The sequence below is a fragment of the Pseudomonas sp. FW305-3-2-15-C-LB1 genome (genome assembly GCF_058787615.1).
On sequence record NZ_JBYSZX010000004.1, the window covers coordinates 154,178 to 168,918 of the forward strand.

10 protein-coding genes are annotated in these 14,741 nt (G+C 62.3%); 9 read left to right on the forward strand and 1 reads right to left on the reverse strand.

The window, feature by feature from the left end; genetic code table 11:
- Window positions 1-30 precede the first annotated feature (30 nt).
- From betB to yccS, 9 genes are all read left to right on the forward strand, one after another.
- Window positions 31-1,503: a betaine-aldehyde dehydrogenase gene (betB, locus tag AC3WP7_RS10070; protein ID WP_092242109.1), complete on the forward strand. Its 1,473-nt coding sequence runs from the start codon at window positions 31-33 to the stop codon at window positions 1,501-1,503.
- Window positions 1,504-1,646: 143 nt separating this feature from the next.
- Complete coding sequence (gene betA, locus AC3WP7_RS10075; RefSeq protein ID WP_071490313.1) at window positions 1,647-3,350, forward strand: choline dehydrogenase; 1,704 nt, start codon at window positions 1,647-1,649, stop codon at window positions 3,348-3,350.
- A gap of 181 nt (window positions 3,351-3,531) precedes the next feature.
- A complete protein-coding gene (locus AC3WP7_RS10080; protein ID WP_092242108.1) occupies window positions 3,532-4,974 on the forward strand; it encodes a TldD/PmbA family protein in 1,443 nt (480 codons plus the stop codon).
- Window positions 4,974-6,290, forward strand: coding sequence for a TldD/PmbA family protein (locus tag AC3WP7_RS10085; RefSeq protein WP_093120724.1), 1,317 nt, complete (start codon window positions 4,974-4,976; stop codon window positions 6,288-6,290). The genes AC3WP7_RS10080 and AC3WP7_RS10085 overlap by 1 nt, the downstream gene beginning before the upstream one ends.
- Window positions 6,291-6,489: 199 nt before the next feature.
- Window positions 6,490-7,338, forward strand: coding sequence for an alpha/beta fold hydrolase (locus AC3WP7_RS10090; protein WP_071490316.1), 849 nt, complete (start codon window positions 6,490-6,492; stop codon window positions 7,336-7,338).
- Between the two features lie 36 nt (window positions 7,339-7,374).
- On the forward strand, window positions 7,375-8,802 hold the full coding sequence (gene mdtD, locus AC3WP7_RS10095; RefSeq protein ID WP_093514136.1) for a multidrug transporter subunit MdtD: 1,428 nt from the start codon (window positions 7,375-7,377) through the stop codon (window positions 8,800-8,802).
- Between the two features lie 130 nt (window positions 8,803-8,932).
- The gene (gene dbpA / locus AC3WP7_RS10100) at window positions 8,933-10,270 is read left to right on the forward strand and encodes an ATP-dependent RNA helicase DbpA (RefSeq protein ID WP_231501119.1); all 1,338 of its coding nucleotides are present in this window, start codon (window positions 8,933-8,935) and stop codon (window positions 10,268-10,270) included.
- Between the two features lie 98 nt (window positions 10,271-10,368).
- Complete coding sequence (locus AC3WP7_RS10105; RefSeq protein ID WP_092242106.1) at window positions 10,369-11,547, forward strand: BaiN/RdsA family NAD(P)/FAD-dependent oxidoreductase; 1,179 nt, start codon at window positions 10,369-10,371, stop codon at window positions 11,545-11,547.
- Window positions 11,548-11,750: 203 nt separating this feature from the next.
- The gene (yccS, locus tag AC3WP7_RS10110; RefSeq protein ID WP_093120715.1) at window positions 11,751-13,934 is read left to right on the forward strand and encodes a YccS family putative transporter; all 2,184 of its coding nucleotides are present in this window, start codon (window positions 11,751-11,753) and stop codon (window positions 13,932-13,934) included.
- 35 nt (window positions 13,935-13,969) lie between these two features.
- Here the strand turns inward: yccS and AC3WP7_RS10115 are convergent, their stop codons facing one another.
- A complete protein-coding gene (locus tag AC3WP7_RS10115; RefSeq protein ID WP_071490320.1) occupies window positions 13,970-14,707 on the reverse strand; it encodes a substrate-binding periplasmic protein in 738 nt (245 codons plus the stop codon).
- Window positions 14,708-14,741: the final 34 nt, after the last annotated feature.

Genomic DNA, 14,741 nt, shown 5'->3' on the forward strand with positions numbered 1-14,741 from the left:
GCCAACCACTTATGCACTTGCGAGGACTTTATGGCCCGTTTCGAACTGCAAAAACTCTACATTGACGGCGGCTACAGCGACGCTGGCAGCGATGCCACCTTCGAAGCCATCAACCCGGCTAACGGTGAAGTTCTCGCCCAAGTGCAACGCGCGACGAAAGAAGACGTTGAACGTGCCGTGGTCAGCGCCGAGAAAGGCCAGAAAATCTGGGCAGCGATGACCGCCATGGAGCGCTCGCGCATCCTGCGTCGTGCCGTCGACATCCTGCGCGAGCGCAACGACGAGCTGGCAGCCCTGGAAACCCTGGACACCGGTAAAGCCTTCTCCGAAACCAAGTACGTCGACATCGTCACTGGCGCCGACGTGCTGGAATACTACGCAGGCCTGGTGCCGGCCATCGAAGGCGAGCAGATTCCGCTGCGCGACACCTCGTTCGTCTACACCCGCCGCGAGCCGCTGGGCGTGGTTGCCGGTATCGGCGCGTGGAACTACCCGATCCAGATCGCCCTGTGGAAATCCGCACCGGCCCTGGCCGCCGGCAACGCGATGATCTTCAAGCCAAGCGAAGTCACCTCGCTGACCACGCTGAAACTGGCCGAGATCTACACCGAAGCCGGCGTTCCGGCGGGCGTGTTCAACGTGCTGACCGGCAGCGGCCGTGAAGTCGGCACCTGGCTGACCGAGCACCCTCGCATCGAGAAAGTCTCGTTCACCGGCGGCACCGACACCGGCAAGAAAGTCATGGCGAGCGCGTCGAGCTCCTCGCTCAAGGAAGTGACCATGGAACTGGGCGGCAAGTCGCCATTGATCGTGTTCGAAGACGCCGACCTGGATCGCGCCGCCGACATCGCGATGATGGCCAACTTCTACAGCTCCGGCCAGGTCTGCACCAACGGCACTCGCGTGTTCGTACCCAAGCACCTGCAAGCGGCATTCGAAGCCAAGATCGTCGAGCGTGTTGCGCGCATCCGCGTCGGCGACCCGCAGGACGACAACACCAACTTCGGCCCGCTGGTCAGCTTCGCCCACATGGAAAGCGTGCTGGGCTACATCGCCAAAGGCAAGGAAGAAGGCGCACGCGTACTGTGCGGTGGCGACCGCCTGACCGACGGCGACTTCGCCAAAGGCGCCTACGTGGCCCCGACCGTGTTCACCGACTGCACCGACGAAATGACCATCGTCCGTGAAGAAATCTTCGGCCCAGTGATGAGCATCCTCACCTACGAGACCGAAGAAGAAGTGATCCGCCGCGCCAACGACACCGACTTCGGCCTGGCCGCTGGCCTGGTGACCAAAGACCTGAACCGCGCTCACCGCGTGATTCACCAATTGGAAGCGGGTATCTGCTGGATCAACGCCTGGGGCGAATCCGACGCGAAGATGCCGGTCGGTGGCTACAAGCAATCGGGTGTGGGCCGTGAGAACGGCATCAGCTCGCTGAACAACTTCACCCGCATCAAATCGGTACAGGTCGAGCTGGGCGACTACGCCTCGGTGTTCTAAGACCCAGGCCTTGTATTGCCTGAGGCCGCCATCGGAGGCAAGCCTCCTCCCACACTTTGATTTGCGAATACATTCAAAAATGTGGGAGGGGGCTTGCCCCCGATGAGGCCCGACCTGACCACACATCAAAGAGGGTGCATCCAATGTCCCAAGAATACGACTACATCATTGTGGGTGCCGGCTCCGCCGGTAACACCCTGGCGACCCGTCTGACCGAAGACGAAGGCGTCACCGTCCTGCTGCTGGAAGCCGGTGGTCCCGACTACCGTTTCGACTTCCGCACGCAAATGCCAGCCGCCCTGGCGTTCCCACTGCAAGGCCGCCGCTACAACTGGGCCTACGAAACCGATCCAGAGCCGCACATGGACGGTCGCCGGATGGAATGCGGGCGCGGCAAGGGCCTGGGTGGTTCCTCGCTGATCAACGGCATGTGCTACATCCGTGGCAACGCCATGGACTACGACAACTGGGCGAAGCTGCCGGGCCTGGAAGACTGGACCTACCTCGACTGCCTGCCATATTTCCGCAAGGCCGAAACCCGCGATATCGGCCCCAACGACTGGCACGGCGGCGATGGCCCGGTCAGCGTGACCACGCCCAAGCCTGGCAACAACCCACTGTTCCACGCGATGGTCGAAGCCGGCGTGCAGGCCGGTTACCCGCGTACCGAAGACTTGAACGGTTACCAACAGGAAGGCTTCGGCCCGATGGACCGTACCGTCACGCCTAAAGGCCGTCGCGCCAGCACCGCACGCGGTTACCTGGACACCGCCAAGAAGCGTTCCACCCTGACCATCGTCACCCACGCCCTCACCGACAAAGTGTTGTTCGAAGGCAAACGTGCGGTTGGCGTGCGTTACCTGATCGGCGCCGCCGAAGAGCGCGTCGAAGCCCGCGCCCGTAAGGAAGTGCTGGTGTGCAGCGGCGCAATCGCTTCGCCGCAATTGCTGCAACGCTCCGGTGTCGGCCCGGCCAAACTGCTGGAAAGCCTCGACATCCCGGTGGTCCACGACCTGCCAGGCGTCGGTGAAAACCTGCAGGACCACCTTGAGCTGTACCTGCAATACGCCTGCACCCAGCCCGTGTCGCTGTACCCGTCGCTGCTCTGGTACAACCAGCCGGCCATTGGTGCCGAGTGGCTGTTCAACGGCACCGGCATCGGCGCCAGCAACCAGTTCGAAGCGGGCGGGTTCATCCGCACCCGTGAAGAGTTCGAATGGCCGAACATCCAGTACCACTTCCTGCCGGTGGCGATTAACTACAACGGCAGCAACGGTGTGAAAGAGCACGGCTTCCAGGCGCACATGGGCTCCATGCGCTCGCCGAGCCGTGGCCGCATCCAGTTGAAGTCGAAGAACCCACGGGACTACCCGAGCATCCTCTTCAACTACATGGCCACCGAGCAGGACTGGCAGGAATTTCGCGACGGCATCCGCCTGACCCGTGAAATCATGCAGCAGCCGGCGCTGGACCCCTACCGTGGCCGCGAAATCAGCCCGGGTATCGATGTGCAAACCGATGAGCAACTGGACAAGTTCATCCGTGAGCACGCCGAAACGGCGTTCCACCCGTCCTGCTCGTGCAAGATGGGCACCGACGAAATGGCAGTAGTCGATGGCGAAGGCCGCGTGCATGGCATGCAGGGTCTGCGTGTAGTCGATGCGTCGATCATGCCGATCATCACCACCGGCAACCTGAACGCGCCAACGATCATGATCGCCGAGAAAATCGCCGACAAGATCCGTGGCCGCAAGCCATTGCCACGCAGCACCGCCGACTACTACGTGGCAGGCGACGCGCCGGTACGTGGCAAGCCGCTGCGTGAAGTGGGCCCTACCGCGCAGTAACGGATACACCGCGGTATTCCCATCGGGGGCAAGCCCCCTCCCACATTTTTGACCGTGTGAACCCGATCAAGTGTGGGAGGGGGCTTGCCCCCGAAGAGGCCCGACCAGTCACTGCAAAACCCCTCCTTGATCAGCTACTCTGTCTGCCTGCCCGCGACGAGCCGCCCACAAGGAAGGCCCCATGTTCGACCACCACGCCACACTCAGACAGCACTTCAGTGCCCTGCGCACCCGCGCCGAATTCTTCTCGCTGCGCTACGTACGCGAATCCGGCCAATACCTGGCCGTACGCAAGAACGTCGCCGAACCGCCCCACCTGAGCCACGACGAGGGCGCCATGCTCACCGTGCGTCTCAACGGTGTGGAAGCCTACGCCGCGACCAACGACATTTCCCTCGCCGGCCTGCAAGCCGCCCTTGAGCGTGCCGAACAACAAGCCCGCCTGATCAGCCCCCACGCCTTGCTCGACCTGCGCGAGCAACACGTCTCCAGTGACGTCGCCGATTACCTGTCGCCCGAGCTTCAACAGCCCTTCCCGTCCCTGAGCGATTGCTACCAGTTGCTCGGCAGCGAGTCGGCCTCCGTGCCCAAGGACGAGCGCCTGGTGAGCTGGGAAGTCAGCCTGGGCCTGACCCACGTCGAGCAGATCTACCTGAACAATGCCGGTGCCCAGTTGCGCCAGGCCCAGCGCTTTGTATTCCCCGGCGTCAACGTCACCGCCTACGACGGTGATGACAGCCAGACCCGCACCCTCGGCGGCAGCAACTTCGGCCAGCAAGGCGGGTTCGACGTGATCAGCCGCTTCGGCCTGGTCGGCGCCGCGCCACGCATCGCCGATGAGGCCCTGCAACTGCTGGCCGCGCCGAACACGCCCAACGGTCCGCGTGACCTGCTGTTGATGCCCGACCAGATGATCCTGCAGATCCACGAATCCATCGGCCACCCCCTGGAACTGGACCGCATCCTCGGCGACGAGCGCAATTACGCCGGCACCAGCTTTGTGAAGGCCAGCGACTTCGGCCACCTGCAATACGGCTCCCCGCTGCTGAACGTGACCTTCGACCCGGACATTCCCGAACAACTGGCCAGCTACGGCCACGATGACGAAGGCACCAAAGCCAGCAAACAATTCCTGATCCGTGAGGGGCTGCTGCTCAAGCCTCTCGGTGGAGCGCTGTCGCAATTCCGTGCAGGCATGCCAGGCGTGGCCAACAGCCGGGCCAGCAGTTGGAACCGCGCGCCCATCGATCGCATGGCCAACTTGAATATCGAAGCAGGCGACAAGAGCCTCGCGCAACTGATCGGCGGCATCGAAAACGGCATCCTGATGTCGACCAACCGCTCGTGGTCCATCGACGATGCGCGCAATAAATTCCAGTTCGGCTGCGAATGGGGCCAACTGATCGAAAATGGCGAGTTGAAAGGCGTGGTGAAAAACCCCAACTACCGGGCCATTTCCGCGAACTTCTGGCGCAATCTCAGCGCCGTCGGCGATGCCAGTACGTTCAAGGTGCTGGGTACACCGAACTGCGGCAAAGGCGAGCCCAACCAGGTGATTCGCGTCGGCCATGCGTCGCCGGCCTGCGTATTCAGTGATGTCGATGTATTTGGGGGAGATGCCTGATGAACAATTTCAAGGCACTGGTGGAGTGGCTCAAGCAGGCCATCACCGACAACGAACAATTCCACCTCGGCTATGCGGATGAAGCCTCCGAATTCGTACGCTTCAACCACGCCAAGGTGCGCCAGGCCGGCCAGGTGCAACAAGCCAGCCTCACCCTGAAACTGATCAACGATGGCCGCCATGCCGACCTGGGCATCACCTTGTCCGGCGAAGCGGGGCTGGACCGCCAACGCCTGGCCGACGGCCTGCAACAACTGCGCGACACCTTGCCGTTGCTACCCAAGGACCCGTACCTGCTGCTCAACCACAATGCCTGGCAAAGCAGCAACGAACAAACGCGACCGCTGCCGGACCTGGCCCGGGTGTTGGAAGACATCAGCCAGGCTGCTGAAGGTGTTGATCTGGTCGGTTTCTACGCTGCCGGCCCGATCAGCCGTGGCTTTGCCAGCTCGGACGGCGCGTTCGGCTGGCACCGCGCCAACAGCTTCAACTTCGACTTCAGCCTGTTCCACGCCAATGGTGAAGCGGTCAAGGCCAGCTATGCCGGGCACACCTGGAACAGCGCCGAGTTCGCCGCGCGCTTCCAGCAAGCCCGCGAGCAACTGGAATTCCTTGGCCGCCCGCTGCACAAGCTGGCACCCGGGCAGTACCGCGCCTACCTCGCCCCGGCGGCACTGGAAGAGATCATCAGCCTCATCACCTGGGGTGGTTTTTCCGCCCAGGCCATTGCCAGCAAAGGCAGTTCGCTGCAAAAGCTGTATGCCGGTGAACAATCCCTGAGCCCGCTGGTGACCGTGGACGAACAGATCAGCGGCTCCCTGAGCCAGGCGTTTTCCACCGAAGGCTATCCGCGCAGTGACGTGACACTGATCAGCGCGGGCAAAGGCGAAGGCCAGTTGGTCAACTCGCGCAGCGCCGCCGAATACGGCCTGAGCACCAACGGCGCCAGCAGCGACGAATCCCCCAGCGCCTTGCAGATGGCCGCCGGCGGCCTGGCCCAGGCCGATATCCTCAAGCAATTGGGCACCGGGCTGTACATCAGCAACCTGTGGTATTTGAACTACTCGGACCTGCCGGCGGCGCGCCTGACCGGCATGACACGCTTCGCCACGTTCTGGGTGGAAGACGGCGAGATCAAGGCACCGGTCAGCACCATGCGCTTTGATGACAGCGTGTACAACCTGCTCGGCTCGCAGCTTGAAGCCCTGACCGCTGAGCGGGAATTGCTGCTCTCGGCCAGCACCTACAGCCAGCGCAACACCGCTTCCAACCTGTTGCCGGGAGCCCTGGTCAAACGCCTGACCCTCACCCTGTAAACCCCATCCTTCGTGGGCGCCGGCTTGCCGGCTCCTACAGGGGATTTACCTGCGCCGTAGCGAAGCTTCCCTTCTCCACACTTTGGCCATTCGGCCTGTTGTTCACCTCCAGATTCCTCGTTATAAGGGTTAGTGGCACCCCGCCACCCCACCCACGAGAGCATGGCCTTGCCCGGGAAGGGCAAGCTGGAGCGTTGACATGAACCATGGAAGTTTTGTCATAGAGAAGCTGTTCAAACACTACAACGTTCATGTTGAGCAGCTAGGAAACGATTCGGAAAAAAAGACCGTCCTGATGGTCAACGGCGCGCTGTCCACCACGCGTTCCTTCGCCCGCACCAGCAAATGCCTGGCCGGGCATTTCAATGTGCTGCTGTTCGACCTGCCGTTCTCCGGCTATTCCAGGGAACACAACGCCGAACTGGACCTGGTCACCAAGGACGATGAGGTGCAGATGCTGCGCGCCCTGGTCGAGCGCTTCCAGGTCAACCACCTGGTGTCGGCCTCCTGGGGCGGCATCTCGACGTTGCTGACCCTGGCCCATAACCCGCCGTCCATCGAAAGCTCGGTGGTGATGGCCCTGGCGCCCAGCCTCAACCAGGCCATGCTCGATTATGTGGAGCGCGTGCGCGTGCTGATCGAGGCCGATGACAAGTCCGCGGTCGGCCACTTGCTCAACGAGACCGTGGGCAAGTACCTGTCGCCCCGCCTCAAGCGCAACAACCACCGGCACTTGTCGAGCATGGCCACCACCGAATACCGCCAGGCGCGTTTTCACATCCATCAGGTATTGGCCTTGGGCGACGGCAACTACCTGCCGACACTCAAGCAGATTGAAACACCGGTGCACTTCCTCAACGGCGCACTCGACGAATACACCCCCGCCGCCGAAGCGCAATTGTTCAAGCAGTACGTAGGGCGCAGCAGCTTTGCCGTGGCCGAACACACTGGCCACTTGCTCGACCTCGAATCCAACGAAGCCGCCGCAGCGGTACACCGTGAACTGCTGGATTTCCTGGTGGGAAAAAGCACCCCGGTTGGCGCATAATCGCCGACACATAGCCAGCTAACAAAAAGGTTCTCTATGCCCAATCGCGTCCCGCTCGATGCCAAGACCGCCCGCTGGCTCCCCTGGGTGGTCGCGATTGCCTTCTTCATGCAGTCGCTGGACGGGACGATCCTCAACACGGCGTTGCCGGCCATGGCCCGGGACCTCGCTGAAAACCCGCTGCGCATGCAAGGGGTGGTGATCGCCTACATGCTCACCGTTGCCTTGCTGATCCCGGCTTCGGGCTGGATCGCCGACCGCTTCGGCACCAAGAAAATCTTCTTTGGCGCGATCATGCTGTTCAGCATCGGTTCGCTGCTGTGCGCCTTGTCCAGCAGCCTGACCATGCTGGTGGGCGCCCGGGTGATCCAGGGCCTGGGCGGCGCGCTGATGTTGCCGGTCGGCCGCTTGGTGGTGCTGCGTGCTTACCCCCGCTCCGAACTGGTGCGCATCATGGGCTTCATTACCATTCCCGGCCTGCTCGGCCCGCTACTCGGCCCGACCATGGGTGGCTGGATGGTGCAATACCTGACCTGGCACTGGATCTTCCTGATCAACCTGCCGGTGGGTATGGTCGGCTGTTACGCCGTGTGGAAACTCATCCCCGATCTGCGCGGCAGCGAACGTACGCGCTTTGATGGCGTCGGGTTTCTCTTGTTTGGCGCGGCAATGGTGTTGATCACCATCGCCATGGAAGGCCTGGGCGAACTGCACCTGCCGCACCTGCGGGTGATGTTGCTGCTGTTCGGCGGGCTGGCGTGCCTGGCGGCGTATTGGCTGCGCGCCGGGCATATCGACAACCCACTGTTTTCGCCGGTGCTGTTCAAGACTCGCACCTTTGCTATTGGCATCCTCGGCAACCTGTTTGCGCGGCTGGGCAGCGGTGCGTTGCCGTTTCTGGTGCCGTTGCTGTTGCAGGTCGCGCTGGGTTACTCACCGTCCGAAGCCGGTATGAGCATGCTGCCCCTGGCGGCGGCGGCGATGTTTGCCAAGTCCATCGCCCGCCCCCTGATCGAACGCCTCGGCTACCGCATCGTGCTCACCGGCAACACGCTGGCGCTGGGCATCATGCTGGCGAGCATGGGCCTGGTCAGCGAGCACACGCCCTACCCGCTGCTGTTGTGCATGCTGGCGGTACTCGGGGCGATCAATTCCCTGCAATTTACCGCGATGAACACCGTCACCCTGATCGACCTCGACGACGCCCAGGCCAGCAGCGGCAACAGTTTGCTGTCAGTGGTGGCGCAGTTGTCCCTCAGCCTCGGCGTGGCCTGCGCGGGTGCGCTGCTCGGCGGGTTCACCGCCGAAACCGGTAATGATGGGGTGGAAAGCGTACTCGGCGCGTTCCAACTGACCTTTCTGACAGTGGGCATCATGGCGATGCTGGCGGCGGCGATCTTCCTGCAGTTGTCGCCAACCGATGGCAAACGAGTAGTCAGCCGCGAGCACGACATCGAGCATTAACAGGCTTCTCGTCTAGAACTTGCAGGGAAATTCCCACGGGACTGGTACACTGCGCGACATTTTGTTTTGCAGAGCCAGTCCCGTGACTACCATCGCCACCGCTTTTAATACTTTGCCCCTGTCCGCCGCCATGCTGGCTAACCTCGACTCGCTGGGTTATGTCGAGATGACGCAGATCCAGGCGCAAAGCTTGCCGGTGATCCTCAAGGGGCTGGACCTGATTGCCCAGGCCAAGACCGGCAGCGGCAAGACCGCCGCCTTCGGCATCGGCCTGTTGAACCCGATCAACCCGCGCTACTTCGGTTGCCAGGCCCTGGTCATGTGCCCGACCCGTGAGCTGGCCGACCAGGTCGCCAAGGAAATCCGCCGCCTGGCCCGTGCCGAAGACAACATCAAGGTGCTGACCCTGTGCGGCGGCGTGTCCCTCGGCCCGCAGATCGCTTCCCTGGAGCACGGCGCCCACGTCATCGTCGGCACACCGGGCCGCATCCAGCAGCACTTGCGCAAGGGTTCGCTGGTGCTGGACGGCCTCAACACGCTGATCCTCGATGAAGCCGACCGCATGCTCGACATGGGCTTCTACGACGCCATCGAAGACATCATCAGCAAGACCCCGCCGCGCCGCCAGACCCTGCTGTTCTCCGCCACCTACCCGGTGAGCATCAAGCAGCTGGCCTCAAAGTTCATGCGCGCGCCGCAGCAAGTCAAAGCCGAAGCGTTCCACTCCGATGACCAGATCGAGCAGCGTTTCTACGAGATCTCACCGGAAGAACGCATGGACGCCGTGACCAAGGTGCTGGCGCATTTCCGCCCTGCCTCCTGCGTGGCCTTCTGCTTCACCAAGCAGCAAGTACAGGAAACCGTGGATCACCTGACCTCCAAGGGCATTTCCGCCGTTGGCCTGCATGGCGACCTGGAACAGCGCGACCGCGACCAGGTGCTGGCGATGTTCGCCAACCGCAGCACCTCGGTGCTGGTTGCCACTGACGTTGCAGCCCGTGGCCTGGACATCGACTCGCTGGACATGGTGATCAACGTCGAACTGGCCCGCGATTCGGAAATCCACATCCACCGCGTCGGCCGTACCGGTCGCGCCGGTGAGACCGGCATCGCCATCAGCCTGGTCGCTCCGTCCGAAGCGCACCGCGCCCAGGCCATCGAGCAGTTGCAGAAATCGCCACTGAACTGGGACCAACTGGACAACCTCAAGCCGCAAAGCGGTGGTCCGTTGCTGCCGCAGATGAGCACCTTGTGCATCGCTGCAGGCCGTAAAGACAAGGTTCGTCCAGGCGACATCCTCGGCGCGTTGACCGGTGAAGCTGGCATCCCGGGTGCCCAGGTCGGCAAGATCGCGATCTTTGACTTCCAGGCCTTCGTGGCCGTGGAACGCGGGATCGCCAAGCAGGCCTTGCAGCGCTTGAATGACGGCAAGATCAAAGGCCGTTCGTTGCGCGTGCGCATCCTGTAACGGGCTCTCCGCTTCAATGGAGATCCAATGTGGGAGGGGGCAAGCCCCCTCCCACATTTGACTGTATTCCAAATCAGAACTTGTATGAGGACATTGCTGTGCGCTCGACCGAAGTTGTGATCATTGGCGCCGGCGCCGCAGGCTTGATGTGCGCGCTGACCGCCGCCGGGCGTGGGCGCAAGGTGATGTTGGTCGACCATGCGAACAAGGCCGGCAAGAAGATCCTGATGTCCGGTGGTGGCCGCTGCAACTTCACCAACCTGTACACCGAGCCGGCCAACTTCCTGTCGCACAACGAACACTTCTGCAAGTCCGCCCTGGCCCGCTACACCCAGTGGGACTTCATCGGGCTGGTGGCCAAGCACGGCGTGCCGTACCACGAGAAAAAACTCGGCCAGTTGTTCTGCGATAACAAATCCAGCGACATCCTCGGCATGCTGCTCGATGAGTGCATCCAGGTCGGCGTGAGCCTGCACCTGGACACGTCGGTCCAGGAGATTGCCAAGCTGGACAGCGGCTATCAGTTGCAGACCACCTTGGGCGAGTTGCGCTGTGAATCCCTGGTGATCGCCACCGGCGGCCTGTCGATCCCGACCCTGGGCGCGACCGGTTTTGGTTACCAGGTGGCCAGACAGTTCGGCCACGAACTGCTGCCGACCCGCGCCGGGCTGGTGCCGTTCACCATCACCGACCAGCTCAAGGATTTGTGTGGCGAGTTGTCGGGGACGTCGGTGGATTGCCTGGTCAGCTGCAACGGCCAGAGCTTTCGCGAGAACATCCTGTTTACCCACCGTGGCCTCAGCGGGCCGGCGATTCTGCAGATTTCTTCTTACTGGGAATCCGGCGACACGGTTGAAATCAACCTGCTGCCCGACCACGACGCTCACACCTGGCTGCAACAGCAACAAGTCGAGCGCCCCAACAGCGAGTTGAAAACCCTGCTGGGCGAGATCTTCACCAAGAAGATGGCCAACCTGTTGGCCGAGACATGGTTCGTGTCCAAGCCGATGAAGCAATACACCCATGCCGAAATTGCCGACATCGCGCAAAAACTCGGCAACTGGCAATTGGTGCCGGCGGGCACCGAGGGTTATCGCACGGCGGAAGTCACATTGGGTGGCGTGGACACACGGGAAGTGTCGTCCAAGACCATGGAATCGCTGAAAAGCCCCGGCCTGTACTTTATCGGTGAAGTGCTGGATGTGACCGGTCACCTGGGCGGCTTCAACTTCCAGTGGGCCTGGGCTTCGGGTTACGCGGCGGCGCAGTACGCCTGAAGAGTGTAATCGGTCAAATGTGGGAGGGGGCTTGCCCCCGATGGCAGTGTGTCAATCAGTACGACTGTGACTGATCTACCGCTATCGGAGGCAAGCCTCCTCCCACATGGAATAAATTTTGCTGATGGATGTGATCGCCACGCTTGCCGTGGCGTCCTTGATAGCTCAATTTAGCGGCATCGTCCCGGAAGACTCCAGACTTCATGTCATCGACCTCGTTCAAGCAGTCCCTGCGGCGCCTGTGGGCACTGGATAAATTCAGCTACAGCATTCGGGTATTCATTGCCCTCACCGGCAGCATGGCGCTGTGCTGGTATCAGGATGAAATGGCACTGCTGATCCCGTTGTTCCTGGGGATCATCGCCAGCGCCCTGGCCGAGACCGATGACAGTTGGCAGGGCCGCCTCAACGCCCTGGCGGTGACGCTGGTGTGTTTCAGCATCGCCGCGCTGTCGGTAGAGTTGCTGTTCCCTTATCCCTTGATCTTCGCGGTCTCACTGGCCCTGGCCACCTTCTGCCTGACCATGCTCGGCGCCTTGGGCGAGCGCTATGGGGCGATTGCTTCGGCAACGTTGATTCTGTCGGTATACACCATGATCGGCGTGGACCAACGCGGCGGCGCCGTCAGCGATTTCTGGCATGAGCCGCTGCTGTTGGTGGCCGGTGCCGCCTGGTATGGCGCGCTGTCGGTGCTGTGGCAGGCGCTGTTTTCCAACCAGCCGGTGCAACAGAGCCTGGCGCGGTTGTTCCGTGAGCTTGGACGGTACCTCAAGCTCAAGTCATCGTTGTTCGAGCCAATCCGCCAGTTGGACGTGGAAGCGCGGCGCCTGGAACTGGCCCAGCAGAACGGTCGCGTGGTGGCGGCGCTGAATGCGGCGAAGGAAATCATCCTGCATCGCGTGGGCAATGGTCGACCCGGTTCGAAAGTCAGCCGTTACCTGAAGCTGTACTTCCTGGCCCAGGACATCCACGAACGCGCCAGCTCGTCGCACTACCCATACAACGCCCTGGCCGAGGCCTTCTTCCACAGCGACGTACTCTTCCGTTGCCAGCGCCTGCTGCGCCAGCAGGGCAAGGCCTGCCAGACCCTGGCCGAATCGATCCAGATGCGCCAACCGTTCATCTATGACGACAGCTTCGCCGAAGCCCTGGGCGACCTCAACGCGTCCCTGGAGCACCTGCGCATCCAGAGCAACCCAGCCTGGCGCGGCCTGCTGCGTTCGTTGCGCGCCCTGGCGGCCAACCTTTCGACCCTGGACCGCCTGCTCGGCGACGCCAGCAACCCCGACAGCCTGGCGGACGCCACCGACAGCAACCTGCTGGACCGCGCCCCGCGCAACCTCAAGGAAATGTGGACGCGCCTGCGCACGCAGATGACGCCGACGTCACTGCTGTTCCGCCACGCGTTGCGCCTGTCCCTGGCGCTGACCGTCGGCTACGGCATGCTGCATGCGATCCACGCGTCCCAGGGCTACTGGATCATCCTCACCACGCTGTTTGTGTGCCAGCCGAACTATGGCGCCACGCGGCGCAAGCTCGGCCAGCGAATCATCGGCACGGCCATCGGCCTGACCGTGGCCTGGGCACTGTTCGACTTGTTCCCGAGCCCCCTGGTGCAATCGATGTTCGCCATTGCTGCCGGCCTGGTGTTCTTTATCAACCGCACCACCCGCTACACCCTGGCCACCGCCGCCATCACCTTGATGGTGTTGTTCTGCTTCAACCAGGTCGGCGATGGCTACGGACTATTCCTGCCACGCCTGTTCGATACCTTGCTCGGCAGCCTGATCGCCGGCCTCGCGGTGTTCCTGTTCCTGCCGGACTGGCAAGGTCGCCGCTTGAACAAAGTGCTGGCCAATACCCTGACCTGCAACAGCATCTACCTGCGCCAGATCATGCAGCAGTACGCCGCCGGCAAGAGCGACGACCTGGCCTACCGCCTGGCCCGACGCAACGCGCACAACGCCGATGCGGCGCTGTCCACCACCCTGGCGAACATGCTGATGGAACCGGGGCACTTCCGTAAGGAAGCGGACGTGGGTTTTCGGTTCCTGGTGTTGTCGCACACTTTGCTCAGTTATTTGTCAGGGCTGGGCGCGCACCGTGAAACCCAATTGCCGGCCGAGGTGCGTGAGCATCTGATCGATGGCGCCGGCCAGACCCTGGCGGCGAGCATCGATGAGATCGCCACGGGGTTGGCCAACAAGCAGCCGATCGCGATCCAGAGCGATGCCGAAGAAGCGCTGGCGGCGGACCTGGAGCAGATGCCGGATGAGATCGATGAAGGGCAGCGGTTGGTGCAGACGCAGTTGGCGTTGATTTGCCGGCAACTGGGGCCGTTGCGCACCTTGGCGGCGCATTTGATCAAGGACACCAGCGCGGCCTGACCTGTGGCGAGCGGGCTTGCCACAAGAGGCGCCCGCTACATACCGTGCTGCTTCATCAACCGCTCATAGCTACCGTCAGCCTTCATCTTGGCAATCTCCCGATCAAACCCGGCCACGATCTGCTCATGCTCCGGGTTCTTCAGGCTGACCAGGATATGCAGGCTGTTTTCGCTCAGCGGCTGGGGCAAAAACTCCACCGCATTGCGCACCCGCGCCGACTCGCGCGACAGGTAATAGCGCGCCACATACTCATCCTCCAGCGTCAGCCGCACCCGCTGCGCCGCGAGCATGCGCACGGCCATGGCGAAGTTGTGCACCGGGACTTTCTGCAACTGCGCATCCCCATCGAACGCCGCCGAATAGGCATAGCCACGCACCACGGCGATGGGATAGTCGTGCAATTGCGCAAGGTTCTGGAATTCGATGGGATCGTCGCGGCGCTTGATAAAGCGCACACGGTTGAGCAGGTATTCACCTGAGAACTGGCCCAGTTTCGTACGGGCATCGTCGTACCAGGCGTTGATCAGCACGTCATAACGGCCGTCCCCAACCCCCATCAGCGCACGGGCCCAGGGCACTTGCTCGAAGTCACTGGCATAACCCGCACGGGCAAGGGCGGTACTGACGATATCGGTGGCCAGCCCGCCGTTGATCAAGGTGGAATCGGTAAAAGGCGGCCAGGCATCTGCCACCAGACGCAGACGCTGCGCGAATGCCGGCTGGGCCAGCAGCAACACTCCAATCAAAGCAACGGCACGAGAGAATCGCGGCATGCTCAAAGTCCTTGGCAGGCAGGCGGTGGCCTTG

Bases quoted from the DNA above. Each gene is read 5' to 3' on its own strand.
- betB (WP_092242109.1), top strand. From the start codon at position 31: ATGGCCCGTTTCGAACTGCAAAAACTCTACATTGACGGCGGCTACAGC.
- betA (WP_071490313.1), top strand. From the start codon at position 1,647: ATGTCCCAAGAATACGACTACATCATTGTGGGTGCCGGCTCCGCCGGT.
- AC3WP7_RS10080 (WP_092242108.1), top strand. From the start codon at position 3,532: ATGTTCGACCACCACGCCACACTCAGACAGCACTTCAGTGCCCTGCGC.
- AC3WP7_RS10085 (WP_093120724.1), top strand. From the start codon at position 4,974: ATGAACAATTTCAAGGCACTGGTGGAGTGGCTCAAGCAGGCCATCACC.
- AC3WP7_RS10090 (WP_071490316.1), top strand. From the start codon at position 6,490: ATGAACCATGGAAGTTTTGTCATAGAGAAGCTGTTCAAACACTACAAC.
- mdtD (WP_093514136.1), top strand. From the start codon at position 7,375: ATGCCCAATCGCGTCCCGCTCGATGCCAAGACCGCCCGCTGGCTCCCC.
- dbpA (WP_231501119.1), top strand. From the start codon at position 8,933: ATGCTGGCTAACCTCGACTCGCTGGGTTATGTCGAGATGACGCAGATC.
- yccS (WP_093120715.1), top strand. From the start codon at position 11,751: ATGTCATCGACCTCGTTCAAGCAGTCCCTGCGGCGCCTGTGGGCACTG.
- AC3WP7_RS10115 (WP_071490320.1), bottom strand. From the start codon at position 14,707: ATGCCGCGATTCTCTCGTGCCGTTGCTTTGATTGGAGTGTTGCTGCTG.